Origin of the sequence: Lentzea sp. NPDC003310, from assembly GCF_040610935.1 — a bacterium.
Taxonomy (GTDB): Bacteria; Actinomycetota; Actinomycetes; order Mycobacteriales; family Pseudonocardiaceae; genus Lentzea.
The window spans coordinates 5,766-29,216 of the sequence record NZ_JBEXNC010000038.1 but is presented as its reverse complement, the minus strand read 5'-3'; the positions used below and the strand labels follow the sequence as shown (position 1 = coordinate 29,216).

At 70.1% G+C, this 23,451-nt stretch carries 25 protein-coding genes and 1 pseudogene; 17 read left to right on the top strand and 9 right to left on the bottom strand.

The annotated features are described in order from the left end of the window. Positions 1-626 precede the first annotated feature (626 nt). A complete protein-coding gene (rsmD, locus tag ABZX02_RS43310) occupies positions 627-1,184 on the top strand; it encodes a 16S rRNA (guanine(966)-N(2))-methyltransferase RsmD (protein WP_355307823.1) in 558 nt (185 codons plus the stop codon). Between the two features lie 53 nt (positions 1,185-1,237). After that, positions 1,238-1,720: a pantetheine-phosphate adenylyltransferase gene (gene coaD, locus ABZX02_RS43305; RefSeq protein WP_355307821.1), complete on the top strand. Its 483-nt coding sequence runs from the start codon at positions 1,238-1,240 to the stop codon at positions 1,718-1,720. Here the strand turns inward: coaD and ABZX02_RS43300 are convergent. After that, positions 1,717-2,163 (bottom strand): GNAT family N-acetyltransferase, encoded by a 447-nt coding sequence (locus tag ABZX02_RS43300; protein WP_355307819.1) that lies wholly within the window; start codon positions 2,161-2,163, stop codon positions 1,717-1,719. The genes coaD and ABZX02_RS43300 overlap by 4 nt on opposite strands. A 116-nt stretch (positions 2,164-2,279) precedes the next feature. Between ABZX02_RS43300 and ABZX02_RS43295 the strand changes: the two genes are divergently transcribed. From ABZX02_RS43295 to ABZX02_RS43255, 9 genes are all read left to right on the top strand, one after another. Beyond that, a complete protein-coding gene (locus ABZX02_RS43295; RefSeq protein ID WP_355307817.1) occupies positions 2,280-2,996 on the top strand; it encodes a DivIVA domain-containing protein in 717 nt (238 codons plus the stop codon). Between the two features lie 147 nt (positions 2,997-3,143). Next, positions 3,144-3,725 (top strand): YceD family protein, encoded by a 582-nt coding sequence (locus ABZX02_RS43290; RefSeq protein WP_355307815.1) that lies wholly within the window; start codon positions 3,144-3,146, stop codon positions 3,723-3,725. 2 nt (positions 3,726-3,727) lie between these two features. Further along, complete coding sequence (rpmF, locus tag ABZX02_RS43285; RefSeq protein ID WP_030467958.1) at positions 3,728-3,910, top strand: 50S ribosomal protein L32; 183 nt, start codon at positions 3,728-3,730, stop codon at positions 3,908-3,910. A 16-nt stretch (positions 3,911-3,926) separates the two neighbouring features. Continuing rightward, positions 3,927-4,730, top strand: a complete 804-nt coding sequence (rnc, locus tag ABZX02_RS43280) for a ribonuclease III (protein ID WP_355307825.1) — start codon at positions 3,927-3,929, stop codon at positions 4,728-4,730. Between the two features lie 8 nt (positions 4,731-4,738). Next, positions 4,739-4,939 carry a hypothetical protein gene (locus ABZX02_RS43275; RefSeq protein WP_030467960.1) on the top strand — a complete coding sequence of 67 codons (201 nt, stop codon included), beginning with the start codon at positions 4,739-4,741 and terminating at the stop codon, positions 4,937-4,939. 1 nt (position 4,940) lies between these two features. Next, positions 4,941-5,798 carry a bifunctional DNA-formamidopyrimidine glycosylase/DNA-(apurinic or apyrimidinic site) lyase gene (gene mutM, locus ABZX02_RS43270; RefSeq protein WP_355307812.1) on the top strand — a complete coding sequence of 286 codons (858 nt, stop codon included), beginning with the start codon at positions 4,941-4,943 and terminating at the stop codon, positions 5,796-5,798. A 63-nt stretch (positions 5,799-5,861) separates the two neighbouring features. Next, on the top strand, positions 5,862-6,470 hold the full coding sequence (locus ABZX02_RS43265; protein ID WP_355307810.1) for a PASTA domain-containing protein: 609 nt from the start codon (positions 5,862-5,864) through the stop codon (positions 6,468-6,470). 138 nt (positions 6,471-6,608) lie between these two features. Then, positions 6,609-6,935, top strand: coding sequence for a PadR family transcriptional regulator (locus ABZX02_RS43260; RefSeq protein WP_355307808.1), 327 nt, complete (start codon positions 6,609-6,611; stop codon positions 6,933-6,935). Beyond that, the gene (locus ABZX02_RS43255) at positions 6,932-8,047 is read left to right on the top strand and encodes a hypothetical protein (protein ID WP_355307807.1); all 1,116 of its coding nucleotides are present in this window, start codon (positions 6,932-6,934) and stop codon (positions 8,045-8,047) included. The genes ABZX02_RS43260 and ABZX02_RS43255 overlap by 4 nt, the downstream gene beginning before the upstream one ends. A 34-nt stretch (positions 8,048-8,081) precedes the next feature. Here the strand turns inward: ABZX02_RS43255 and ABZX02_RS43250 are convergent, their stop codons facing one another. Beyond that, a complete protein-coding gene (locus ABZX02_RS43250; protein ID WP_285645804.1) occupies positions 8,082-8,522 on the bottom strand; it encodes a MarR family transcriptional regulator in 441 nt (146 codons plus the stop codon). A 329-nt stretch (positions 8,523-8,851) separates the two neighbouring features. Between ABZX02_RS43250 and ABZX02_RS43245 the strand changes: the two genes are divergently transcribed. Beyond that, a complete protein-coding gene (locus ABZX02_RS43245) occupies positions 8,852-11,341 on the top strand; it encodes a DUF4118 domain-containing protein (protein ID WP_355307805.1) in 2,490 nt (829 codons plus the stop codon). Further along, positions 11,338-12,018, top strand: a complete 681-nt coding sequence (locus tag ABZX02_RS43240) for a response regulator (protein WP_355307803.1) — start codon at positions 11,338-11,340, stop codon at positions 12,016-12,018. Before ABZX02_RS43245 ends, ABZX02_RS43240 begins: the two co-directional genes overlap by 4 nt. A 97-nt stretch (positions 12,019-12,115) precedes the next feature. Here ABZX02_RS43240 and ABZX02_RS43235 read toward each other — a convergent pair whose 3' ends face one another. The 3 genes from ABZX02_RS43235 to ABZX02_RS43225 all read right to left on the bottom strand — a co-directional run bounded on the left by ABZX02_RS43235 (position 12,116) and on the right by ABZX02_RS43225 (position 13,982). After that, the gene (locus tag ABZX02_RS43235) at positions 12,116-12,625 is read right to left on the bottom strand and encodes a hypothetical protein (protein ID WP_355307801.1); all 510 of its coding nucleotides are present in this window, start codon (positions 12,623-12,625) and stop codon (positions 12,116-12,118) included. A 128-nt stretch (positions 12,626-12,753) separates the two neighbouring features. After that, the gene (locus ABZX02_RS43230; protein WP_355307799.1) at positions 12,754-13,230 is read right to left on the bottom strand and encodes a hypothetical protein; all 477 of its coding nucleotides are present in this window, start codon (positions 13,228-13,230) and stop codon (positions 12,754-12,756) included. A gap of 23 nt (positions 13,231-13,253) precedes the next feature. Further along, a complete protein-coding gene (locus tag ABZX02_RS43225) occupies positions 13,254-13,982 on the bottom strand; it encodes a CAP domain-containing protein (protein ID WP_355307797.1) in 729 nt (242 codons plus the stop codon). A gap of 81 nt (positions 13,983-14,063) precedes the next feature. Here ABZX02_RS43225 and ABZX02_RS43220 point away from each other — a divergent pair, with 81 nt between their 5' ends. Genes ABZX02_RS43220 through smc form a run of 4 tightly spaced genes read left to right on the top strand, consistent with a single transcriptional unit; the run spans position 14,064 to position 19,213 of the window. After that, positions 14,064-14,336 (top strand): acylphosphatase, encoded by a 273-nt coding sequence (locus ABZX02_RS43220; RefSeq protein ID WP_355307795.1) that lies wholly within the window; start codon positions 14,064-14,066, stop codon positions 14,334-14,336. A gap of 33 nt (positions 14,337-14,369) precedes the next feature. Further along, a complete protein-coding gene (locus ABZX02_RS43215) occupies positions 14,370-14,876 on the top strand; it encodes a sigma-70 family RNA polymerase sigma factor (RefSeq protein ID WP_355307794.1) in 507 nt (168 codons plus the stop codon). After that, positions 14,873-15,499: a zf-HC2 domain-containing protein gene (locus ABZX02_RS43210; protein WP_355307792.1), complete on the top strand. Its 627-nt coding sequence runs from the start codon at positions 14,873-14,875 to the stop codon at positions 15,497-15,499. The genes ABZX02_RS43215 and ABZX02_RS43210 overlap by 4 nt, the downstream gene beginning before the upstream one ends. A gap of 60 nt (positions 15,500-15,559) precedes the next feature. Then, complete coding sequence (gene smc / locus ABZX02_RS43205) at positions 15,560-19,213, top strand: chromosome segregation protein SMC (RefSeq protein ID WP_355307790.1); 3,654 nt, start codon at positions 15,560-15,562, stop codon at positions 19,211-19,213. 364 nt (positions 19,214-19,577) lie between these two features. Here the strand turns inward: smc and ABZX02_RS43200 are convergent. The 4 genes and pseudogenes from ABZX02_RS43200 to ABZX02_RS43185 all read right to left on the bottom strand — a co-directional run. After that, positions 19,578-22,013, bottom strand: a pseudogene (locus tag ABZX02_RS43200) (BTAD domain-containing putative transcriptional regulator); the annotation flags it as partial. 23 nt (positions 22,014-22,036) lie between these two features. Beyond that, complete coding sequence (locus ABZX02_RS43195) at positions 22,037-22,750, bottom strand: lysophospholipid acyltransferase family protein (protein ID WP_355307788.1); 714 nt, start codon at positions 22,748-22,750, stop codon at positions 22,037-22,039. A 24-nt stretch (positions 22,751-22,774) separates the two neighbouring features. Further along, the gene (locus ABZX02_RS43190) at positions 22,775-23,113 is read right to left on the bottom strand and encodes a hypothetical protein (protein WP_355307786.1); all 339 of its coding nucleotides are present in this window, start codon (positions 23,111-23,113) and stop codon (positions 22,775-22,777) included. A 93-nt stretch (positions 23,114-23,206) separates the two neighbouring features. Beyond that, positions 23,207-23,451: hypothetical protein (locus ABZX02_RS43185; protein ID WP_355307784.1), on the bottom strand; the 245-nt coding region annotated here is incomplete at its 5' end.

Here is a 23,451-nt window from a genome sequence, read left to right as displayed (position 1 = left end):
CCAGTTCATGATCGAGTTCTCGACGGACATGCATGGGTGAGGTCAAGTCGACGAAAAGCGTGTCGACTTGACCTCACCCCTCAGGTGCAGCAAGAGCTATGGCGCGACTCGTGATGGGACCCCACCGCCGAAGCCGTTTGGTAAGGACGGCTCGCCTTCGGCTTCGCCGTGGGGCGTGCCTCTACGTGGGCGTGGTGGTGCGTAGGCGGGTGATGGCTCGTAGTACCTCGTCGCGGTGCTTTGCCGACTTCAGCCATGCTGGGAGTTTGGCCAGGATCGTCATCCGTCGTGTTGACGACGGGTCTGGGTCCTCGCGCAGCTTGGCGCTTACGTAGGACTCCAGCAGGGATAGGTGTGCTGCGTTGAGTGCCCACAGCGTGTGGCCTGCGCATGGTGTCTGGAGCCACAGGTCGGGGATGACTGCTCGGATGTCCCAGCACCAGATGCGCTTGTAAGGACGTACGTGCGCGCACGTTGGGCATACGAGTCGGTCGTTGGTCGCGAGTGCTTGTGCTGCGCACGACGGGCAGGTCACCAGGACTGGCGTGGTGGCTAGTGCGCACAGGCAGTCGCCCGAGTCGCGGTGGCGGGTCATCGGCACAGGATGCACCTGGGACGATGGGGTGGTGACACGAATTGTTGCCGGGTCCGCGGGAGGTCGCAGGCTCAAGGTTCCGCCCAAGGGCACGCGGCCCACGTCCGAGCGGGTGCGGGAGGCGTTGTTCAGTTCGCTGGAGGCCATGCTCGACCTCGACGGGGCTCGGGTGCTGGATCTGTACGCGGGGTCCGGGGCGCTCGGGTTCGAGGCGTTGAGCCGGGGGGCTGGGCACGCGACGTTCGTCGAGTCCGACAAGAGGGCCGCTGACGTGCTCAAAGGGAACGCGCAGGAGCTCGGGTTCGCGAAGAGTGTGATCATCGCGAATCGGACGGCCGAGGCGTACGTGGCGGGCGAAGGGGACTCGTTCGACGTCGTGTTCGCCGATCCGCCGTACGCGGTGGGGGACGACGAGCTCGCCAAGGTGCTCAAAGGTGTCGTGCCGCGGCTTGCTCCGGAGGCCGTCTTGATCGTGGAACGTGCTTCGCGAAGTGGCGAACCAGCGTGGCCCGAAGAGGTGGAATCCTTGCGTGCCAAGCGTTATGGGGACACCGCCGTGTACTGGGGGCAGGTGCGTTCTGATGGGTGACGAGAACCACGGACACGCCTGGAGGCGTCCGATCGGGTGCTAACGTCCGCCTCATGACACGTGCCGTGTACCCCGGCTCCTACGACCCGGTAACCAACGGTCACCTGGACATCATCGGGAGAGCCGCGCACCTGTTCGACGAGGTTGTCGTCGCCGTGCTCATCAACAAGAACAAGCGCACCTTGTTCGACGTCGAAGAGCGTCAGGAGATGCTGCGCGAGGTCACGAAGCAGTGGGAGAACGTGCGCGTGGACTCGTGGCACGGGCTGTTGGTCGACTACTGCCGTGAGAACAACATCAAGGCCATCGTGAAGGGTCTGCGCGCGGTCAGCGACTACGACTACGAGCTGCAGATGGCGCAGATGAACCACCAGCTCACCGGGGTCGACACGCTCTTCATGCAGGCCAGCCCGCAGTACTCCTACCTGGCGTCCTCGCTGGTCAAGGAGGTCGCCACCTACGGCGGCGACGTCTCCACCCTGCTGCCCGCCGTCATCGAGCAGCGCCTCAAGCAGCGCCTCGAGGAGACCCGCTAGAGGGTCAGCTTCATGCCCACGTGCGACGCGGTGAACCCGAGTCGCTCGTAGAACCGGTGTGCGTCCGTGCGGGACGCGTCCGTCGTGAGTTGCACAAGGCCGCACCCGCGCGCACGCGCCTCCTCGATCGCCCACCGCACCATGCGCTCGCCCAGGCCGTTGCCGCGTTGGTCGGAACGCACCCGCACGGCCTCCACGGTCGCGCGGGTCATGCCCAGGCGCGACAGGCCCGACGTGAACGTCAGCTGCAGCGTGCCCACGACCTCGCCGTCCGCTTCCGCCACCGCCAGGTGCTGGTGCGGGTCGGCGTCGATCACCTCGAACGCCTTCAGGTAGGCCGGGTCGCCCGGTGTCTCGCGCCGCGCGCCCAGCGGGTCGTCCGCCAGCATCTCCACGATCGGGTGGACATCGGCCGCGACCGCTCGCCTGATTGTGATCTTCATGGTTCCCCCGCGTCTGCTCTGGGGAAATCCTGACACGCCCTGCCGACGTCCCGGTCCCGGGGAGATCGGCAGGGCACACTTGTGGGTGGGAGTTCCAGGGGTTAGGGGAGTGAGACGTGTACCGGGTGTTCGAGGCACTCGACGAGCTCGTCACGATCGTCGAGGAAGCGCGCGGAGTACCGATGACCTCGGGGTGCGTGGTGCCGCGCGGTGACGTGCTCGAGCTGCTGGACGACGTGCGCGACGCGATCCCCGCGGAGCTCGACGACGCGCAGGACGTGCTGGACCACAAGGAAGAGCTCGTCGGCAAGGCCAAGCACGAGGCCGAGTCCGGGGTGTCCAAGGCGCGCGCCGACGCGGACCGCATGCTCGCCGAGGCGCAGGCCGAGGCCGAGGCGATGCTGTCCGACGCGCGCGCCCGTGCCGAGCGGATGATCGCCGAGGCCGAGGACCAGGCCGAACGGACCGTGGCCGCCGGCCGCCAGGAGTACGACGACCTGGTGGGCCGCTCGCACGCCGAGGCCGAGCGGATGGTCCAGGCGGGGCGCGCCAACTACGAGCGCGCCACCGAGGACGGCCGCGCCGAGCAGGCCAGGCTCGTCAACGAGCAGGAGGTCGTCCGGGCGGCGCACGCCGAGTCGGCGCGCATCCTCGACGCCGCCCAGAGCGAGGCGATCCGGCTGCGGTCGGAGTGCGACGCGTACGTGGACGGCAAGCTCGCGGACTTCGAGGACCTGCTCGCGCACACGCTGCGTTCGGTCGGCAAGGGGCGGTCGCACCTGCGGGGTCCCGCCGTCGCGGGTGCCGCGGCGCCGTTCGACTACGGTTCCTGACGAACCAGCGTCCTCGGACGAGCCTGAACGTGTGATTCGCGCTACGTCGGACAGGTGCGATCACCTGCCGATTTCACGCGCGGGGGGCTCGTCCCGTACCCTGGAACGGCTGGACGTGGTAGGTCCCCGCCGGCAACCAATCTGATCATGACTGAGCATCGTCACGCGTCCACGCGTCCCACAGCTTCCGGTCCCTGGGTCATCGACACCAGGGACATCGGCCGTCGCGCCGGGTCGAGCCGACCCTTCGTGAAGTCGGTTCCCGCCGCAGGCGTGGGGTTGCTCGGGGTGATCGCGGTGCCCGAGGGCGGAGAGGTCGAGCTCGACCTCCTCGTCGAATCGGTCGTCGAGGGTGTGCTGGTTTCGGGGACCGCGTTCGCCAAGGTCGCAGGTGAGTGCTCGAGGTGTCTCGAGCCCATCACCGATGAGGTCGAAGTCCGGATCACGGAGCTCTACGCGTGGCCGGACAGCACCACGGACGAGACCACTGATGAAGACGAGGTCAGTCGGATCGAGAACGATCTGATCGACCTCGAGCCTGTGGTGCGGGACGCCATCGTCCTCGCCCTGCCGCAGGCGCCGCTCTGCGAGCCGGACTGCAAGGGGCTTTGCTCCGAGTGTGGTGGCAGGTGGGCGGAGCTCGGGCCCGACCACGGGCATGAGACGATTGACCCTCGTTGGGCCGCGTTGCAAGAGCGGTTCAGCGATGACAACTCGGAGGAGAAGTAGTCGTGGCCGTCCCGAAGCGGAAGATGTCGCGTTCGAACACCCGTGCGCGCCGTTCCCAGTGGAAGACGTCTGCCGTGCACCTGGTGGCGTGCAGCAACAAGGCTTGCCGCCAGCCGAAGCCGCAGCACGTCGCCTGCCCGGCCTGTGGTCAGTACGCTGGCCGCCAGGTCGCTCAGCCGGCCTGATCTCCTCGCCGTCGTAGTGGGGGGAAAGCCGCCGCGCGCACCGCAAGCGGACCGCGCGGACCTGCTCGAAGCGCTCGGCGTCCACCTGGACGCCGAGCTGCTCGTGCTCGCACTCACCCACAGGTCCTACGCGTACGAGAACGGCGGCTTGCCGCCGAACGAGCGTCTCGAGTTCCTGGGAGACGCGGTCCTGGGGCTGGTCGTCACCGACCACCTCTACCGCACCCATCCCGATCTTCCCGAAGGTCAGCTCGCGAAGCTCCGCGCCAGCGTGGTGAACATGCACGCACTCGCGGGCGTAGCGCGTGACCTGGGCAAGGGCGGGCTGGGCGCACACCTGCTGCTCGGTCGGGGCGAAGAGCTGACCGGCGGCAGGGACAAGGCGAGCATTCTCGCCGACGGTCTCGAGGCCGTCATCGGTGCGGTGTACCTGCAGTTCGGTATCGATACCGCACGAACGTTCGTTCACCGGCTGTTCGATCCGCTCTTGGCCAAAGCTCCGCTTTTGGGTGCTGGACTGGACTGGAAGACAAGCCTGCAGGAGCTCACCGCTCAAGCCAGCCTCGGCGTCCCGGAGTACCGCGTGGACGACCAGGGGCCGGACCACCGCAAGGAGTTCACCGCAACGGTGCTCGTCGGTGGCCAGCCTTACGGCAAGGGTGATGGGCGCACCAAGAAGGAAGCCGAGCAGAAAGCCGCCGAAGCGGCTTATCATGTTCTGTCGGAACGGGTCAAGGCCGAGCAGGAGTCGGTCGTGGCCAAGAACGGACAGAACGGCGCCTCGGTGACGCCAGGGACCCTCCCATCCGAGGAAGACTGAGACACGCGATGTATGCGACCAGGAACCGCACCAACCGCCGCACCCGCACCGTCCGCGGGCCGGTGAACACCTCCCGCAGCGGAGGAATCCAGGGACTTGTGCTGGTCAGGGACACGAGCCGCGCGGGTGTGTGGGTGCTCAAGCCCACCAAGCCGCAGGCCGCCGTGATCGAGGCGCAGCCCGTCGACGAGGGCAAGTCCGAAGCCTGACGTGCCCGAACTCCCAGAGGTCGAGGTAGTACGCCTCGGCCTTGAAGCCCACGTCGCCGGCAGGGTGATCTCCTCGGTAGAGGTGCTGCACCCGCGAGCCATTCGCCGGCACGACCTGGGTGCCCAGGACTTCTGCGCGCGCCTGGCAGGCCAGCCCATGGCCGCCGCCAGGCGCCGCGGCAAGTACCTCTGGGTGGAACTGGCCGACAAAGCCGCCATGCTCGCGCACCTGGGCATGAGCGGCCAAATGCTCGTCCAGCCCTCATCGGCCCCCGATGAGAAGCACCTGCGCGTCCGCTTCCGGTTCGACGACGGCGGACCAGAGCTCCGTTTCGTCGACCAACGCACCTTCGGCGGCCTCGCGCTGGCCGAGTTGGTCGAGGTCGACGGCACCCTGGTGCCCGACACGGTCGCGCACATCGCTCGCGACCCCATGGACCCCCTGTTCTCCCGTGAGTCTGCTGTGCGCGCGTTGCGCCTGCGTCACACGGAGATCAAGCGCGCGCTCCTGGACCAGACCCTCGTGTCCGGCATCGGCAACATCTACGCCGACGAGGCCCTGTGGCGCGCGAAGCTGCACGGCACCCGGATGACGGACAAGCTCACCAAGGTCAAGGCCGCCGAACTGCTGGACCACGCCACCGATGTGATGCGTGAGGCGCTCGGTCAGGGCGGCACGTCGTTCGACGCGCTGTACGTGAACATCAACGGCCAGTCCGGCTACTTCGACCGCTCGCTGAACGCCTACGGCCAGGAGAACCGGCCGTGCAAGCGCTGCGGGGCGTCGATGATCCGCGAGCCGTTCATGAACAGGTCCTCGTACTCCTGCCCGCGTTGCCAGCCGCGCCCCCGGTTCTGATCCGGACCGGTTCACCGGCGTAGTGCGCGCGCTCGGTTTTCCCGCCACGGTGGTGGAGAACCGATGAGCGGAGGCCACCGGATGAAGATCGCCATCGTCGTGCTCGCACTCCTCCTCGCCGGGTGCACGGGCGCACCACCCCCTCCGGGAACGACGACCACCGCTCCCGCGTCTTCGGCACAGAGCGGGCAGAAGGTGCCGAAGGTCGTGGACCTGCGGCTCGCCGAGGCACGGGAGTCGCTGAAGGGACGGGGCTTCCAGGTGGCCGAGGAGGACGCGACCGGGCAGGGGCGTGCTGTTCTGGAGCCGTCGAACTGGGTGGTCGTCTCCCAGTCGCCCGAGGCCGACGCGGAGGCGCCGGGCGGGGCGCGCGTGGTGCTGAAGGTGCGCAAGCCGACCGACTCCTCGCAGGAACCGACCACCAAGGGCGTCGTGCCGAACGTCGTGTGCCTCGATCTGCAGAAGGCGCAGGACACGCTGCAGGAGGCGGGCTTCTACCTGCTGGGGTCCGAGGACGCGACGGGGCAGGGCAGGCAGCAGGTGGTCGACCGGAACTGGGTCGTGGTGAGCCAGTCCGAGGCGGCGGGTGGCCGGCCCGACGCGAAGAACAAGATCACGCTCGGGGCCGTGAAACTCGGCGAGCCGACCGGTGCCTCAGGCTGCCAGAGCTGACGTTGGGCCAATCGAGACGGCCTCCCGGGTCCCTGACCTGGGAGGCCGTTGTCATCCGCCACCGATGTACTAGCGGATTCGACAGTACTGCGCAGTGCGTAGTACTGTCCGTACCGCTAGAGCGGGTCGGAGGGGACCATGGACACCAGTCAACTGCTCAAAGGGGTGCTGGACCTGGCCGTGCTTGCGGTGCTGCGCAAGGACGACGGGTACGGCTACGACGTGGTGCGCAGACTGCGTGCCGGGGGATTGAACGACGTGGGCGACGCGTCGGTGTACGGCACGCTGCGGCGGCTCTACAACGCGGGGATGCTGACCTCGTACGTGGTGCCGAGTGAAGAGGGGCCGCACCGCAAGTACTACAGCATCAACGAGACCGGGCGGGAGCGCCTGGCTGAGTCGAGTCAGACGTGGAGGTCGTTCGCGAGCACGCTGGACGGCTTGCTCGAGGAGGTCGCAGCATGAACACGCAAGCGCTCGGTGTCGAGCACTACCTGGCCGGGATGCGTGCGGCTCTCGACGACCTGCCGCCCAACGAGGTCGCCGAGATCATGGAGGACGTCGAGGCGCACGTCGCCGAGCTGTCCACCGAACTCGGTGAGGACGAGACCCTGGAGCAGCGGCTCGGGCCGCCCGAGCAGTACGCGCAGGAGCTCCGGCAGGCCGCCGGCTACCCGGCGCGGACCGAGAGGTTGCCGGTCACGACGAAGCAGGCGTGGCTGACCAGGCCTCGTGCGGCCGCGTGGGGGCTCGTGGTCGCCACCGGTGTCACGCTGCTCGCGGGGGCGGCGGCGTTGCGCGAGCCGGCGGTGCTGCTGCTGCCCGGCGTGATCCTGGTGCTCAGCCTCGCGCTCGTGCACGACCGCGGGCCGACGCAGCAGGAGATCATGAACCTGCCGGAGACGCACCGCCTCAAGAAGTGGCTCACGCCGGAGCAGGGCACGCCGGCGGAACGCGCGCTGACCTACCTCAAGTCGTTGCAGCCCGCGTGGTGGCTGGTGCGGGCCGGTTTGCTCGGGCTCGGCGCCGTGCTGCTCGCGAGCCGCGACATGCTCGGGTTCCTGGCCATCGCCGCGGTCGCCGTGGTCTCGGTGTTCGCCGGGCCGCGCGCCAAGGTCGACCGGCGCTGGCTGTGGTTCAGCTTCCCGGCCTCGGCGCTGGCGGTGGGGCTGCTCTTCCAGGTCATCGACGTCACGGCGGACCAGCTCGCGAACAGCACGATGCGGTCGTCGTACTCGGGGCCGGTCATGGAGACGTACGAGAACATCTATGCGTACGACGAGAACGGCAAGCTGCTCACCAACGTGCTGTTGTACGACCAGGACGGCCAGCCGATCAACGCGCGGCAGGGCTACAGCAGCTGCTACGAGCCGACGGACGGTCCCGAGCCGGTGATTCCCGCAAACCGCTATCCGCGGCCGAAGATCGGCTACGAAAACGGGCGTTGTTACACGATGACACCGAGCGTGTCCGCTCCGTCATCAACGCCGACTGACGCGTCGAGTACGGCACCGCCGAGTTCTGGAAGCGCGACTCCGAGCTCGGTGCCACCTACTTCCGTGTCACCAAGCAAGTAAATCCTGGAGCGGGACCCGTCGGGGGGTCCCGCTCCTACTTGTTCTCCTGCGGTTCGGCCAGGTGGCGCAAAACCGGCATGGCCGAGCGCAGGTGTTCTCTGTCTTCTGGCGAAAGCTCGGACATTCTTTCACTCAATAGTTCGGCTTCACCGTGAGCGAGCGACAGGATCGTCTCCCGGCCGACTTCGGTGAGCACGACGATGGTGGCTCGCCCGTCGGCGGCGTCCGGCTCGCGACGGACGAGTCCGGTGGACTCCAAGCTGGTCACGACGGTTGTGGCGGTCGGCTGCGAACACAGCGCGCGCACCGCGATCTCGCCGATCCGCATCGGGCCGTGGGCGCTCAGTTCTGACAGCACCAATAACTGGGTGGGTTGCAAACGACGGGCCGGAGCGGCCTGTCGAAGACTTCGCACCAGCCGGTGCACGGCCACCACGAGTTGAAGTGCCTCGTGGTTGGTGACGGTGGTGGGCATCGTTTCTCCGCGCGCATGTGATTGTCCGAATTCGGACACGAACCCTGGCACTTTCCCTCATTCACGCCCCGTGCGCTATCCGCCAAGTGCCGATAACCCATTCGGCCGTTGTGGTGACGCGGGGTGTCACGGCATGCGTCCAGCACACTTAAATGTGCTGGTAAACGGCGTAAAAAGCGCACCTGTGCTCACTCGAACGGGCGCCGGGCTGAAGCATGATTCAACGAGACAGATCTGCTGTCAGAACTGTGGGAAGGCGCACTCGTTTCGCCGTGTGGCGCAGCGCATACCCCCGAACGGTCCACCTCGGGCCAGGGCAGACTGGTCCGGTGAGTCCGAAACCCAGACGTGGCGAGCTCCGCATCCACCTCGGTGCCGCTCCCGGTGTCGGCAAGACGTTCGCCGCTCTCGGGGAGGCGCACCGGCGGCGGGAACGTGGCACCGACGTCGTCATCGGATTTGTCGAGACCCACGGCCGGGAGAAGACAGCTGAACTGGTCGACGGACTGGAAATCGTCACGCGCCGGCACTGCACGCACCGTGGCGTCGAACTCACCGAGATGGACGTGGACGCCGTGCTGGCCCGCGCGCCGCAGGTCGCCGTCGTCGACGAGCTGGCGCACACGAACGCACCCGGATCCCGCAACGCAAAGCGCTGGCAGGACGTCGAGGAACTCCTCGAGGCCGGGATTGATGTGCTGTCCACGGTCAACATTCAGCACCTGGAATCGCTCAACGACGTCGTGCAGCGCATAACGGGCGTGCCGCAGCAGGAAACGGTGCCCGACGAGGTCGTGCGCAAAGCGGACCAGATCCAGCTCGTCGACCTCACGCCGGAGGCGCTGCGGCGCAGGCTCGCCCACGGCGACGTGTACGCGGCGCACAAGATCGACGCCGCGCTCGGCAACTACTTCCGCGTCGGCAACCTCACCGCGCTGCGCGAGCTGGCGTTGTTGTGGGTCGCCGACCAGGTCGACGTCGCGCTGCTGCGCTACCGCACCGAACAGCAGATCACCGACACGTGGGAGACGCGCGAACGGGTCGTCGTCGCCATCACCGGTGAAGCGGAGAGCGAGACGCTCGTCCGGCGCGCGCGTCGCATCGCCACGCGCGCGGGTGGCGACCTTCTCGTCGTGCACGTCCTTCGCGGCGATGGCCTCGCAGGCGCGGATCCGCACGCGTTGCAGAAGTACCGCAAACTCGCTGAGGACGTCGGTGCCACGTTCCACACCGTTGTGGGCGATGACGTGCCCACTGCGTTGCTGGAGTTCTCACGGGGCGTCAACGCCACACAACTCGTGGTCGGCACCTCGCGTCGTTCGCGGTTCGCGCGCGTGTTCTCGGCGGGCATCGGCTCCACGGTCGTCCAGGAGTCCGGCGCGATCGACGTCCACATGGTCACGCACCCGGCGACGACCGGCGGCTGGCGCGCCCGGTTCACCGGCAGCCCGCTGAAGCCGAGCAGGCTCGCGTGGGGGTGGTTCCTCGCGGCGGCCGGTCCCGCGCTGGTCACGGCGGCGGGGGCGTCGTTGCGCGGCGGCCTGAACTTCTCGACGACCGTGATCGGCTATCTGCTCGTCACGCTCGTCGTGGCGATCGTCGGCGGGCTCGGGCCGGCGATCGCGACCGCGCTCCTCAGCGCGTTGCTGCTGAACTTCTTCTTCACCGAGCCCATCTACACGTTCACCATCGACGCGCAGCAGAACGTGCTCACGTTCGTCGCGATGATCATCGTGGGCGTGTCCACGGCGCTGGTCGTCGACTACGCCGCACGCCGTGCGACACAGGCAGCGCGCGCTCGCACCGAGGCCACGCTCCTCGCGTCGTACGCGCGCACGGTGCTGACGAGCCCACAACCGCTCGCACGGCTGTTGGAGAACGTGCAGGAGAACTTCGGCCTCACGTCCGTGGCGCTGCTGGAGCGCGTGGACGGTTCGTGGGAACGCGTTGCGTGCGTCGGCAACGGGCCGTGCGACGAGCCCGACGACGCGGACGTCGACATCGCCGTGACTCCGGACGTGCACCTCGCGCTGCGCGGCCGTTCGCTACCGGCGTCCGACCGCCGGGTCCTCGAGGCGGCGGCGGGGCAGGCGTTGCTCGCGCTCCGGCAGCAGCGGATGGCCGAGCAGACCCTCGAAGCCCAGCGCCAGGCGTCGCGGACCGAGCTGCGCACGGCACTGCTGTCCGCCGTCGGCCACGACCTGCGCACACCGCTGACCTCGATCAAGGCGTCCGTCGGCTCGCTGCGCGACCCGGAGCTGACGCTGTCGGACGAGGACACCGCCGAGCTGCTGGAAGCGGTCGAGGACTCGGCCGACCGCCTGACCGGCCTCGTCGACAACCTGCTCGACTCCTCGCGCCTCGCGACCGGTGCCGTCGAGCCGCAGTTCCGCGCCGTCGGCTACTACGAGGCCGTCGCGCGGGCACTGGCAGGCCAGAGCGGCGACGTCGAGGTCGACGTCCCGGAGTCGCTACCGCCCGTGCGCGCCGACGTGGGCCTGCTGGAACGGGTCATCGCGAACGTCGCCGGCAACGCGCTGCGCTACGCCGGTGCCGTGGCGTTGCGCGCCTCCGCCCACGGCGACGACGTGGAGCTGCGCGTCGTGGACCACGGCCGCGGCCTGCCGAGCGGCACCGCGGACGAGGTGTTCGCGCCGTTCCAGCGCCTGGGCGACCGGACGCCGGGTGGCGTCGGTCTCGGTCTGAGCGTGGCGAAGGGCTTCACCGAGGCCATGGGAGGCACGATCACCATGGAGGACACACCCGGTGGCGGCCTCACCGTGGTGATCTCACTGCCCGCCGACGAGAGGGTCGCGTGACAAAAGTACTGGTGGTCGACGACGAGCCGCAGATCGTGCGCGCCCTGCGGATCAACCTCGCGGCCAGGGGCTACGAGGTCCTCACCGCACCCGACGGCGCCACGGCGCTGCGGCTCGCCGCCGACGGCAGGCCGGACGTGGTGGTCCTCGACCTCGGTCTGCCCGACATGGACGGCACCGACGTCATCGCGGGCCTGCGCGGCTGGACCAGCCTGCCGATCATCGTCCTGTCCGCCCGCACCGACTCGGCCGACAAGGTCGACGCCCTGGACGCCGGCGCCGACGACTACGTGACGAAGCCCTTCGGCATGGACGAGCTCCTCGCCCGCCTGCGCGCCGCAGTCCGCCGCTCGGCCGTGACCGGCCCCGAGGACGAACCGGTCGTGCGGACCGCCTCGTTCACCGTGGACCTGGCGGCGAAGCGGGTGCTGCGCGACGACGTCGAGGTGCACCTCACGCCCACCGAGTGGGGCCTGCTGGAGGTGCTGGCGCGCAACGCGGGCAAGCTCGTCGCGCAGAAGCAGCTGCTGCGCGACGTGTGGGGACCCGCGTACGAGAAGGAGACGCACTACCTGCGGGTGTACCTGGCCCAGCTGCGGCGCAAGCTGGAGCCGGAGCCCGCGCGGCCGCGGCACCTGCTGACGGAGGCGGGCATGGGCTACCGGTTCCAGCCGTGAGCGCCTGGCGGACCTTCCGGGCCGCCGCGACGCTGGGCGGAGCCAGGCCGTCTCCGGGCCTCTCGCCCGCGCCTGCCACCGGACGAACTCCCGGGACCTAGGGCTTGGGGTCCGGCGCGCCCGTGCCCGCCGACGTGGACGTCGGCGGCGTCGTGGTCGTCGTGGTGGCGGAGGACGAGTCCGACGTGGCCGGCGGCTCCGTGTGGGGCGGCGGCGTGCTCTGCGTCTCGGACTGCGTCGGCTGCGGCTGGTCGGTCGTCTGCTGCGGCTGCTGATCAGGCGCGGCCGGCTTCGGCTGGTCCTGCGGCTTCGCGGCCTGCTTGTCGCGCTCCGGCGCGGACGCCTTCTTGGGAGCGCCGGAGGACGACACGGTGACGACGACGGTGCTGGTGCTGCCGTCGGGCGCGACGCTCGTGATGGTCTGCACGACGTCGGCCGCCGTGCGTTCCGGGGCGGCCTCCCGGCCTGCGGCGGCCAGCATGGACGCCACGGTGGCGAACAGGGTCGCGACGACCACGCCGCCCGCAGCCAGCATCACGGCCGTGCCCTTGCGCTTCTTCAGCTGGGCCGCCTCGGGCGGTGACTGCGGATGATCTTCCTCGAACACACCCATCTCCTCGTGGGAAACCCGGTTGGATGGTCTTGCGTTCGAGTTATCGGCGGAAACGCACCAAAGCCTCAGCGGAGCCACACCTTCGTGTAGCTCTGCGTCACAAGGCGGTGACTGGCGTAACCCTACGAGCCCGCGGTCGTTGTGGTCGAGCTGGACCCGGCGGTGGTGGTGGTCGTGGTGTTGCCCGCCGTCGTGGTGGTCGTCGTGTTGCCGGCGGTGGTCGTGGTCGTGGTGACCACGGGCGGCGGCTCCTCGGTCGTGACCGTGGTCGTCGTGCCGTCCGGACGCGTGATGGTCGTGACCCGCGTCTGCTTCTTCGTCGTCGTGGTCGTCGAGGTGGTGGTCTCGGCGGTCGTCGACGACGTCTGCTCGGACGTCAGCGTCGGCGTGGACGTCGGCACGATGCTCAGGGCGTCGCGCACGGCCTCCTTGCGCGGCGGCTGGGTCGCCGGGGCCTCGCTCGCGGTGTCGGAGCCCGCGGCGAAGGAGGCGACGGCGGCGAAGACGGTCGCCAGCACGACACCTGAGGCGGCTAGGACGACCTGCGGCGCTCCCCTGAAGAAGCGCGGGCGCGAGTCCGGTTCCGGGCTCTCGTACACGAAGTTTCCCCTGCTCGAAACGGTCAGCGGCCGAAGTTCTGGGTCCAGTAGTTGCCGCGGGTGTCCAGCCCCACGCCCATCGTGGTGAAGCTGCAGTTCTCGATGTTCTCCCGGTGACCGGTCGACTTCATCCAGCCGTCGACCACGGCGGCGGCGTCGCGGTAGCCCATCGCGATGTTCTCGCCGCCCGGCTTCGGGTAGCCGGCCTCGCGCATGCGGACGTCGAACGTCCGGCCGTCCTGCGAGGTGTGCGAGAAGTACTTCTTGGTCGCCATGTCCGTGCTGTGGGCCTGCGCGGCGGTCGTGATGCGGTCGTCGATCACGAGGGCCTTGCAGCCCGCCGCGGCACGGGCGTCGTTGACGAGCGCGAGCACGGCCTGCTCGGGGGTCTGGCCGGTCGGCGGCTGCGTCTGGACGGGCGGCTTGGGCGCCTCGGGCTGCGTCGTCGTGGTGGTCGGCGCGGCGGGCGTCGAAGGCGTGGAGGACGGCGTCTCGGACGTCGTCGAGGTGGCGGGGACCGAGGAGGAGGTCTGCGAGACGGGGGCACCGGTGTCGGTGCCGCTCTCGGACGGCTGTCTGCCTCCGTTGGGGGCGGCCGCGTTGCCTGTGCCGAACTGGTTCGCCGCATCGGTGCTCTCCTGCTGCGCGGCATTGGTGAAGCTGATGCCGAGAGGGGAGGTACCGGTGATGGCGAGACCGCCGATACCGGTTGCACCGATCAGCAGGCCGAGTAAGAGGCTGCGGGCACTCACGGGTCGGGACCGTACCACTAATGGGTGACAACCCCAGCGTGCGTCTTTGGTCACCTGGTGTGACTACGCCACCATTCGGAGGTGGACGTACGACTGAACGCATGGGTGCGCGGACACGTGCAGGGTGTTGGTTTCCGCTGGTGGACGCGTGCCAGGGCGCTGGAACTAGGCCTGGTCGGCAGTGCTTCGAACCGGCCGGACGGACGGGTCGAGGTCGTCGCCGAGGGTTCGCGCGAAAAGTGTGAACAACTCCTGAACGCTCTCCGATCGGGTGACACCCCGGGACGCGTCGAATCGGTGGGTGAGCAGTGGTCGGACGCCAGGGGTGACCTGACCGGGTTCGTGGAGCGCTGAACCGTTTCCCGGGAGGCGGCGTAGTAGGAGATCGTGGACTCCTCGGAAGACGTCCTCATCCAGCTGTACGACCGCTGGAGGGGCCCGTTGCTGCACTACGTGCTGCGGCTGGTCGACGGCGACTACCAGCAGGCGGAGGACGTCGTGCAGGAGACGCTGCTCCGCGCGTGGCGCAACCACGAGGACCTGACACCGGACGACGCGGCACCGTGGCTCTACACGGTGGCGAAGAACCTGGTGATCTCCGGGTACCGCCGCCGCAACGCGCGTGCGACCGAGGTGCCGCTCGAACCGGTGGACCTCCCGCCGGTCAGCGACCAGGTCGAGCACGTGCTGCAGACGTGGCAGATCGCGTCGGCGCTGAGGGCGCTCACGCCCGAGCACCGGACGGTCGTCATCGAGCTGTACTACCGCCGCCGCACCGTCGCGGAGGCCGCCAGGACGCTCGGCATCCCGCCGGGCACCGTCAAGTCGCGCTGCTTCTACGCGCTGCGGGCGCTGCGCGACGCACTGGAGGAGAGAGGGGTGACCGGGGCGTGAGCTGCCAGCACACCGTCGACGTCGGCGCCTACCTCTTCGGCTCGCTCGACCTGAAGGAACGGGCCGCGTTCGAACGCCACCTGGGCGACTGCGACTGCTGCCAGGCCGAGATGCTGCGGCTCGCCCCGCTGCCGGGGCTGCTCGGCCGCCTGAGCCCCGACGACGTCGAGAACCTGGACGAGATCCCCGCCTGCCCGCCCGCGCCGCGGCGCGACCACCGGCGGGTCCTGATCGCCTGCGCGGCCGTCCTGACCCTGCTCGCGCTCGTCGGCGGGCTCTTCTTCCTGCGGCCGGCGCCGGCGCCGCCCGTCGCGGCACCGACCACGCCCGCACCGCCCACCTGGGCCGCGAAGGACGCGGCGACCGGGGTGGACGGCCAGGCCGAGATGGTGTCGAAGTCGTGGGGCACGGAGATGTGGTTCAAGCTCGGCGAGGTCAAGCCGGGTGCACGCTGCAAGGTGATCGTGTTCGACCGGAAGGGGCAGCGCGAGGTCGGGGGCTGGTGGGGGTCCGACCACGCCGCTGACGAGCGGATTCCCGGGTCCACGTCGTTCCGCGTCGACCAGATCGACCGGCTGGAGGTGTCCGACGAAAGCGGGCTGTTGGTTACTCTCCGTCCATAGAAACGCAGGTCAAGGCCCGCCTCCCGCATCACCCGCAAGCGTTTGGGTACTCTGCCCGGCGTGCATCTCAAGAGCCTGACGCTGAAGGGCTTCAAGTCCTTCGCCTCGGCTACCACGCTGCGCTTCGAGCCCGGCATCACCTGTGTGGTCGGCCCCAACGGGTCCGGCAAGTCCAACGTGCTCGACGCGCTGCGCTGGGTGATGGGCACGCAGGGCGCCAAGGACCTGCGCGGCGGCAAGATGGAGGACGTCATCTTCGCCGGCACGTCCGGCCGCGCGCCGCTCGGCCGCGCAGAGGTGACGCTGACGATCGACAACTCCGACGGCATGCTGCCGATCGAGTACACCGAGGTGTCGATCACCCGCCGCATGTTCCGCGAGGGCGCCACCGAGTACGAGATCAACGGCAACTCGTGCCGCCTGATGGACATCCAGGAACTGCTCTCGGACTCCGGCATCGGCCGCGAGATGCACGTGATCGTCGGTCAGGGCCAGCTCTCCGCGATCCTCGAGTCCAAACCGGAGGAACGCCGCGCCTTCATCGAGGAGGCCGCCGGCGTCCTGAAGCACCGCAAGCGCAAGGAAAAGGCGCTGCGCAAGCTGGAGGCGATGCAGGCCAACCTGACGCGCCTCACCGACCTCACGGCCGAGCTGCGCCGCCAGCTCAAGCCGCTCGGCAAGCAGGCCGAGATCGCCCGCCGCGCGCAGGTCGTCCAGTCCGAGCTGCGGGACTCGAAGCTCCGCCTGCTCGCCGACGACCTGGTGACGCAGCGCGAGGCCATCGCGCAGGAGGAGCACGACGAGGCGAAGGCCCGCGTACGCCGCGCCGAGGTCGAGAAGTCGTTGCAGGCCGCGCAGTACCAGCAGAACGAGCTGGAGGAGCGGGTCGCCGCCGACTCGCCGAAGCTGCAGGCAGCGCAGGACACCTGGTACCGGCTGTCCGCTTTGGAGGAACGGCTGCGCGGCACGGTCCGCCTGGCCGCCGAACGCGCCCGCCACCTGTCCGACGTAGTGGACGCGCCGTCTCGTGGCCGTGATCCCGACGACCTCGACCGCGAGGCCGAGGAGACCGCCGAGATGGAGCTGGAGCTCCAGGAGGGCGTCACCGAGGCCCGCATCGCGCTGGCCGAGGCCGTCGAGACGCGCGCCGAGCTGGAGCGCATGGTCTCGCAGGCGGAGAAGGCGCACATCGCCGCCGTCCGCGCGATCGCCGACCGCCGGGAGGGCCTCGCCCGCCTGTCCGGTCAGGTGGAAGCGTTGCGCAGCAAGACGAACGCCACCGCCGAGGAGATCGAACGCCTCTCCGGCACGCTCGCCGAGGCTTCCGAACGCGTCGAGTTCGCGTCGATGGAACTGGCCGAGGCGCGCGAGGTCACGGGCACCGAGGACGAGGACGACCACGACCTCGACGAACGCCACCGCCAGGCCGTCCAGTCCAACGACGCCGCACGGCAGCGCGTCGAGGAGCTCGTCAAGGCCGAACGCACCGCAGAGCGCGACATCGCGTCGTGGCGCGCCCGCGTCGACGCTCTCTCGTTGGGCCTCACGCGCAAGGACGGTGCGGGCGCGCTGCTCGCGTCGGACGTGCCGGGGCTGCTGGGTTCCGTCGCCGCGCTGCTGACCGTCGACCCCGGCTACGAGGTCGCGCTGGCCGCGGCGCTCGGCCCGATCGCCGACGCCGTCGCGGTGTCGTCCGGCGACGGCGCGCTCGCCGCCCTGAAGCTGTTGAAGGACAAGGACGCCGGCCGCGCGGGCGTGCTGATCGGCTCGTACGGGTCCACTGTGGACACCTCGCAGTGGGGCCACCTGCCGTACGGCGCGCGGTGGGCGATCGACGTCGTGCACGCCCCCGAGGCGTTGCGTCCGGCACTGGCCCGCGCCCTCGACCGCCTCGCGGTCGTGGAGGACCTGGACTCCGCTGCCCGCTTCAACGGCCGGGCTGTCACGAAGGACGGCGACCTCTTCGGCACGGACTGGGCGATCGGTGGCTCCGGCGCCCAGGGCCAGAGCGTCATCGAGGTGCAGGCCGCCGTCGACGAGGCGCAGGAGCAGCTCGCGACCGCGGAACGGGCGCTGGAGCACGCTTCCGCCGCGCTCGAAGGCGCTCGTGCCGAGCAGCAGGCCCGCCGCAAGGTGCTCGACGCGGTCAAGGAGGCCATGCAGGAGGCCAAGGTCCGCCAGGCCCGCTCCGGCGAGCGGCTGAACCGCATGGTCGCGGCGGTGCGCTCGGCGGAGGCCGAGGTCAGCCGCATCAGCGAGCAGCGCGCCAAGGTCGAGCAGTCCCGCGAGGACGCCCTGATGAAGCTGGGCGAGCTCGAGGAACGGCTGCTGATGGCCGAAGAAGAGCAGACCATGGACGACGAGCCGGACACCGAGCAGCGCGACGCGCTGGCCGCGGAGCTGGCTCAGGCCCGTCAGGGCGAGATGGACGCACGGCTGGTGCAGCGCACGGCAGAAGAGCGCGCACGGGCCGTGCAAGGCAAGGCGGAAGGCTTGCGCCGTGCCGCACGCGCTGAGCGTGAGGCCCGCGAACGTCACGCACGCGCCACGGCCCACCGTGCGCGCGGTGCCGTCGTCGCGAAGGCCGTTGCCCGTGGCGGTGAGCAGGCGCTGGAACGCATCGAGATCTCGTTGTCCCGTGCGGCCCGTGAGCGCGACCAGGCCCAGGAACGGCGCCAGCAGCACGAGCTCCTGCTGACCCAGGTGCGCAACGTCGTGCGCGAGATGTCCGGCGAGCTGGAGAAGCTCGTGGACGCCGTGCACCGCGACGAGGTCCTGCGCGCCGAGCAGCGCATGCGCATCGAGCAGCTGGAGACCAAGATCGCCGAGGACTTCGGCATCGGCCTCGACGACCTGGTGGGCGAGTACGGCCCCGACGTCATGGTTCCCGCCTCCGCCGCGGAGATGGCCGAGTACCAGGCGGCGAAGGAACGCGGCGAGCAGGTCTCCGAGCCGCAGCCGATGCCGTACGACCGCGACACCCAGTCCCGCCGGGCCAAGCGCGCCGAGCGCGACCTCTCGTTGCTGGGCAAGGTGAACCCGCTCGCGCTGGAGGAGTTCGCGGCGCTGGAGGAGCGCTACAAGTTCCTCTCCACGCAGCTCGAGGACATCAAGGACACCCGCCGCGACCTGCTCACCGTCGTGAAGGAGGTCGACGACAAGATCCTCGAGGTCTTCACGCTGGCCTACGAGGACGTGGCGCGCGAGTTCGAGATCGTCTTCAAGGTCCTGTTCCCCGGCGGCGACGGCCGGCTGGTGCTGACCGAGCCCGACGACATGCTGACCACCGGCATCGAGCTGGAAGCACGTCCGCCCGGCAAGAAGGTCAAGCGCCTGTCGCTGCTCTCCGGTGGCGAGAAGTCGCTGGCCGCGGTGGCGATGCTGGTCGCGATCTTCCGCGCCCGCCCCTCGCCGTTCTACGTGATGGACGAGGTCGAGGCAGCGCTGGACGACACGAACCTGCACCGGCTGATCGGCCTGTTCCAGCAGCTGCGGGACCGCTCGCAGCTGCTGATCATCACCCACCAGAAGCCGACCATGGAGATCGCGGACGCGCTGTACGGCGTCTCGATGCGCGGTGACGGCATCTCGCAGGTGATCTCGCAGCGGCTGCGCACGACGGGCGACGAGTCGCGCGCGGCGGCGAAGCCCGCGGACGAGGCGGCGGAACCGGCCGCGCCGGAACCAGCCGCACCGGAACCGGCGGAGGCCTGAGGCAGGGCGGTCGGGGCGGTGCCTGGGGGGCTTCATCCGGCCCCGACCGCTGCCTCGCGCCCTCGCCGGTGAGATCCCCCAGTTCCACCTCACCGCTCCGGGCGCACTGACGACTCTGCCGAACGGTGCTTGGGGAAACCTTGTATCGCCAGGTCAGTCGCTGTTCTCGGCGGTGCGGGACCCCGCGAGCTTGGCGCGCAGCCGGGACGCCAGCACCGCGTCCTCCCTCCCGGTGCTCAGCCAACGCCAGCGCCCGCCGGTGCGCGTCGGTCGGGTCGTGGCCGAGGGCGAGCCGGGAGTCGCCGATCTTCTCCATCACCACGGCCTCCTGGAACCGGTGGCCGCGCTCGTGGAAGAGTGCCGCCGCCTCGTCCAGCACGGTCAACGCCTCGTCGTGCCGCCCGGTGGCGGCGAGGACGGAGCCGAGGCCCGAGAGCGCGTGCGCCTCGCCGTCGCGGTCGCCGTGGTGCCGGCTCAGGTCCAGCGACGCGCGGCAGTGCTCCTCCGCCACCTCGAACTCGCCGGCCTTCGTCGCGTGCAGGCCGACGGTGGAGGCGGCTTCGGCCTCCCACGCCGGGTCGTCCAGCGTCCGCGCCAGCGCCATCGCGTCGAGCGCGACCTCCAGGCCCGCGGGCGGATCGCCCTGCTGGTCGAGGAGGTGCGCGAGCGTCATGAGCGCGCCGAGCCGCCGCCACGGGTCGTGCTGCGCCTCGGCCAGCTCGATCGCGGTGCGGAGGTGCTGCTCGCCCTCGGGGAAGGCGTTGACGGTCAGGCACTGCTGGCCGCGCAACAGGTGCAGCACGAGGAGCGCGGCGGGGTCGTCCAGCCGTTGTGCGGCGGCCAGTCCGTGACGCATCGCGGAGATGAAGTCGTCGAGTGGGAGCAGGCTGAGGTCCGAGTAGCTGTCGAGTGCCCAGGCGAGCTGCCAGGCCGCGGTGTCGTCGGCGGTGCGCTGCAGGGCCAGGGCGGTGCGGTGTTCCGCGTCGAACCACGCCTTCGCCGCGGCCCGGTCCTCGAACGCGAGCGGTGCGCTGATCGGCGGCGCGAGCGCGATCGGCCGGCGGGCGGGCTGGATCAGCCGGTCCGCCGCGACCGCCGTGTGCAGGACGAAGTCGGTCAGCCGGCGCAACGCCGCGTCGAGGTCGGCGGGCGCGGCGTGCGTCTTGCCGAAGAGCCGCACGAGGTCGTGCATCCGCCAACGGCCTGGGAGGTGCTCCTCGGCCAGCGACACCCGTTCCAGGGTGCGGAGGTCGCCGCGCACGGCCGGGTCGCCCGTCAACGCCTCGGCGCACGCCAGGCCGAGGTCCGGGCCGGGAGCGGCCGCGAGGAGCCCGAACGTGCGGGCGTGGCCGGGTTCCAGCGCCCGGTGGGACGAGGACAGCACCGCGGTCAGCGACGCCGCCGCGTCGTCGAAGTCCAGTGCCCGCAGGCGATCCGACTCGTCGCGCAGCTCGTCGGCGAGCACCGCCAGCCCGAAGCCCGGCCGCAGGCGCGCGTGCCCGGCCACGGCGCTCAACGCGAGCGGCAGGCCCGCGCACCAGGTGATCAGCTCGTCCACGGCCCGCGGATCGCTGTCGAGGACGGTGCCGAGCCGGTCGCCGAGCACCTGCCGGGCGTCCTCTGCGGACAGCGCGCCGAGCGGCACCGCCGCGGCCCGGCCGGTCGTGACGAGCCCGTCCAGCCGGTCGCGGCTCGTGATCAGCACCGCGCACGACGCCGTGCCCGGCAGCAGCGGTGTCACCTGCGCGCTGTCGAGGGCGTTGTCCAGCACCAGCAGCACCCGCCGGTCGGCCACCGTGCTGCGGAACAACGCGGCACGCGCGTCCAGGTCGTCCGGCACGCGCGCGACGCCGAGGCCCGCGAGCAACCGCAGCAGCGCGTCCGCGGGCGGCACCGGTTCGCCGGACGGGGTGAACCCGAGCAGGTCGAGGTGCAGTTGGCCGTCGGGGAAGAGGTCCAGGTGCTCGTGCGCCCACGACAGCGCGAGCGCGGTCTTGCCGACGCCGCCGGGACCGCTGATCACCACCGGTCCGCTCGTCGTCGCCGCGGTGAGCGCGGCCAGCTCCGCGCTCCTCGCGCTGAAGTGGCCGGGCTTCGCGGGCAGTTCGCGCGGCACGGCCGACACCGGCTGCCCGGCGAGGATCCGCTGGTGGGTCAGCTGGGTCTCGGGCGCGGGGTCGACGCCGAGCTCGTCGGCGAGCCGGGCGCGCAGGGCCTGGTAGTGCTGCAACGCGTCGTGCTGCCATCCGCACGCCGTGAGCGCGAGCAGGAGCTGGCGCGCGACCCGTTCGTCGTGCGGGTGCTGCTCGGCCAGCGACTGCAACGCGGGCACCAGCTCGGCGTGCCTGTCCAGGCGCAGTGCCGCGTCGTGCAGGTCGAGTCGCGCGGCGAGGTGCTCGGCCTCGAGCGCTGTCCGCGCCGAGTCCAAGCCGGGCGCGGAGAGGCCGGTGAAGGGCTGGCCCGACCACAGCGCGAGGGCGCCGGTCAGCACCTCGACGCGGGCGTGGTCGTCCTCCGGGGCGGAGGCGACGAGCGCGCGGAAGTGGTGCAGGTCCACCGAACGGGGGTCGGCCTCCAGCACGTACCCGCCCGAACGCCGCCGCACCGGGACGTCCGCGGGCAGCACGGAGCGCAGCCGGGACAGGTAGGTGTAGAGCGCGTCACGGGGCTTGGCGGGCAGCTGCTCGCCCCAGAGGCCGTCCACGAGCTGATCGGTCCGCACGACGCGGTTCACGTCCAGCAACAGCAGTGCCAGGACGCCCGCGTGCCGGGAGGAGACCGGACGGCCGTCGACCGCCATCTCCCCCAGCAGGCGGAACCGCGTCACGCGCCGCGTGCGTCCAGCGCGGCCGCCTCGTCGGGTGTCGGCGCGGTGCCGCCCAGGTGCGCCGGCGTCCACCAGGCACCGGCCTCGTTCGGGTAGGAGGACTGCGCCTGGTCCAGCAGTTCCTGCAACCGCTTGCGCAGCAGGGCGTCGCCGGAGTCACCGGGGGAGGGCTCGAACGGCTCGCCGATGAGGATCTTGATCGGCACGTGCCGCTGGGTCAGGTCCTTGGGACGGCCCTTGGTCCACAGCCGCTGCGTGCCCCACAGCGCCACGGGGATGAGCGGGACGCCGGCCTCGTGCGCCAGGCGGTTCGCGCCGGACTTGATGTCCTTGACCGTGAACGAGCGGCTGATCGTGGCCTCGGGGAAGATCCCGACGACCTCGCCGGTGCGGAGCGCGGACAGGGCCTGCTGGTAGGAGGCCTGGCCCGCGCTCCGGTCGACGGGGATGTGGTGCATGCCGCGCATGAGCGGGCCTGCGATCTTGTTGGCGAAGATCTCGTGCTTCGCCATGAACCGCGTGAGGCGCCCCGAAGGGTGCGCGCCGTAGCCCGCGAAGATGAAGTCCAGGTAGCTGACGTGGTTCGACGCCAGCACCGCTCCACCCGTGCGCGGGACGTGGTGCGCCCCCTCGATGGTGATCCGCAGGTCGAGCACCTTGAACATGAGCTTCGCTGCGGCGATCACCGGGGGATATACGCGATCCGACATGCTTCCGAACGGTAGCCGGAAAAGCTACTGACCGGTAGCGGCCCCTTCGTGTTCTCGCATGACCTTGGGCACGCCCGCCAGGTCCTCTTCGTTGCACAGCAACTTGAGGTCGTAGTACGGGTTGCCGTGCCTGTCGTCGTAGTCGAGATGAACTGCGATGACGTCCACGGGTTCGCCCAGCCACTCCTGGGTCTGCCGCAACCAGGCGGCAGCGCGTTCCAGAGCGGACGGAAGATCATCGTCTCGGAATTCGACCGGCCGGTAGGGAACTCCCTGGACACCGTCCCGGTTGTTCGCCGGCAAGGGCAGGTCGACGGCCACCCCGGATTCGTTGAGATCGAGTTGGATCGTTTCCTCACTCACTGTAGAAGAGTCCCCCACCCTCACCTGGGCTGCAAGCCCGAATCTGGGCGGAGGGCATGCCGCGGACCGCCGGTGTGAGTGTTCTCTCCCGCGTCAGCGGCCGCGTTGGAGGAACGCGATGTCGCGCTTGACCTTCGTGATCCGGTCGTGGGTGGGCAGCAGCACCCGTGCGAGCGCCGTGTGGAGCAGCTCCAGCTCCTGCGCGGCGCCTTCGGGATCACCCGCCTGGTACCGCAGGTTGGCGAGCAGCTGCCGGGTCTCCAGGACGTCGTCGTGGGGGGGGGGGGGCGCGCCGGCACGAACTGGCGCGGCGGGCGGACGGGCCACGCAAGCCAGAA

Bases quoted from the DNA above. Each gene is read 5' to 3' on its own strand.
- ABZX02_RS43290 (WP_355307815.1), top strand. From the start codon at position 3,144: ATGACTGAGCATCGTCACGCGTCCACGCGTCCCACAGCTTCCGGTCCC.
- ABZX02_RS43275 (WP_030467960.1), top strand. From the start codon at position 4,739: ATGTATGCGACCAGGAACCGCACCAACCGCCGCACCCGCACCGTCCGC.
- coaD (WP_355307821.1), top strand. From the start codon at position 1,238: ATGACACGTGCCGTGTACCCCGGCTCCTACGACCCGGTAACCAACGGT.
- ABZX02_RS43260 (WP_355307808.1), top strand. From the start codon at position 6,609: ATGGACACCAGTCAACTGCTCAAAGGGGTGCTGGACCTGGCCGTGCTT.
- ABZX02_RS43195 (WP_355307788.1), bottom strand. From the start codon at position 22,750: ATGTCGGATCGCGTATATCCCCCGGTGATCGCCGCAGCGAAGCTCATG.
- ABZX02_RS43300 (WP_355307819.1), bottom strand. From the start codon at position 2,163: ATGAAGATCACAATCAGGCGAGCGGTCGCGGCCGATGTCCACCCGATC.
- ABZX02_RS43250 (WP_285645804.1), bottom strand. From the start codon at position 8,522: ATGCCCACCACCGTCACCAACCACGAGGCACTTCAACTCGTGGTGGCC.
- ABZX02_RS43265 (WP_355307810.1), top strand. From the start codon at position 5,862: ATGAGCGGAGGCCACCGGATGAAGATCGCCATCGTCGTGCTCGCACTC.
- ABZX02_RS43255 (WP_355307807.1), top strand. From the start codon at position 6,932: ATGAACACGCAAGCGCTCGGTGTCGAGCACTACCTGGCCGGGATGCGT.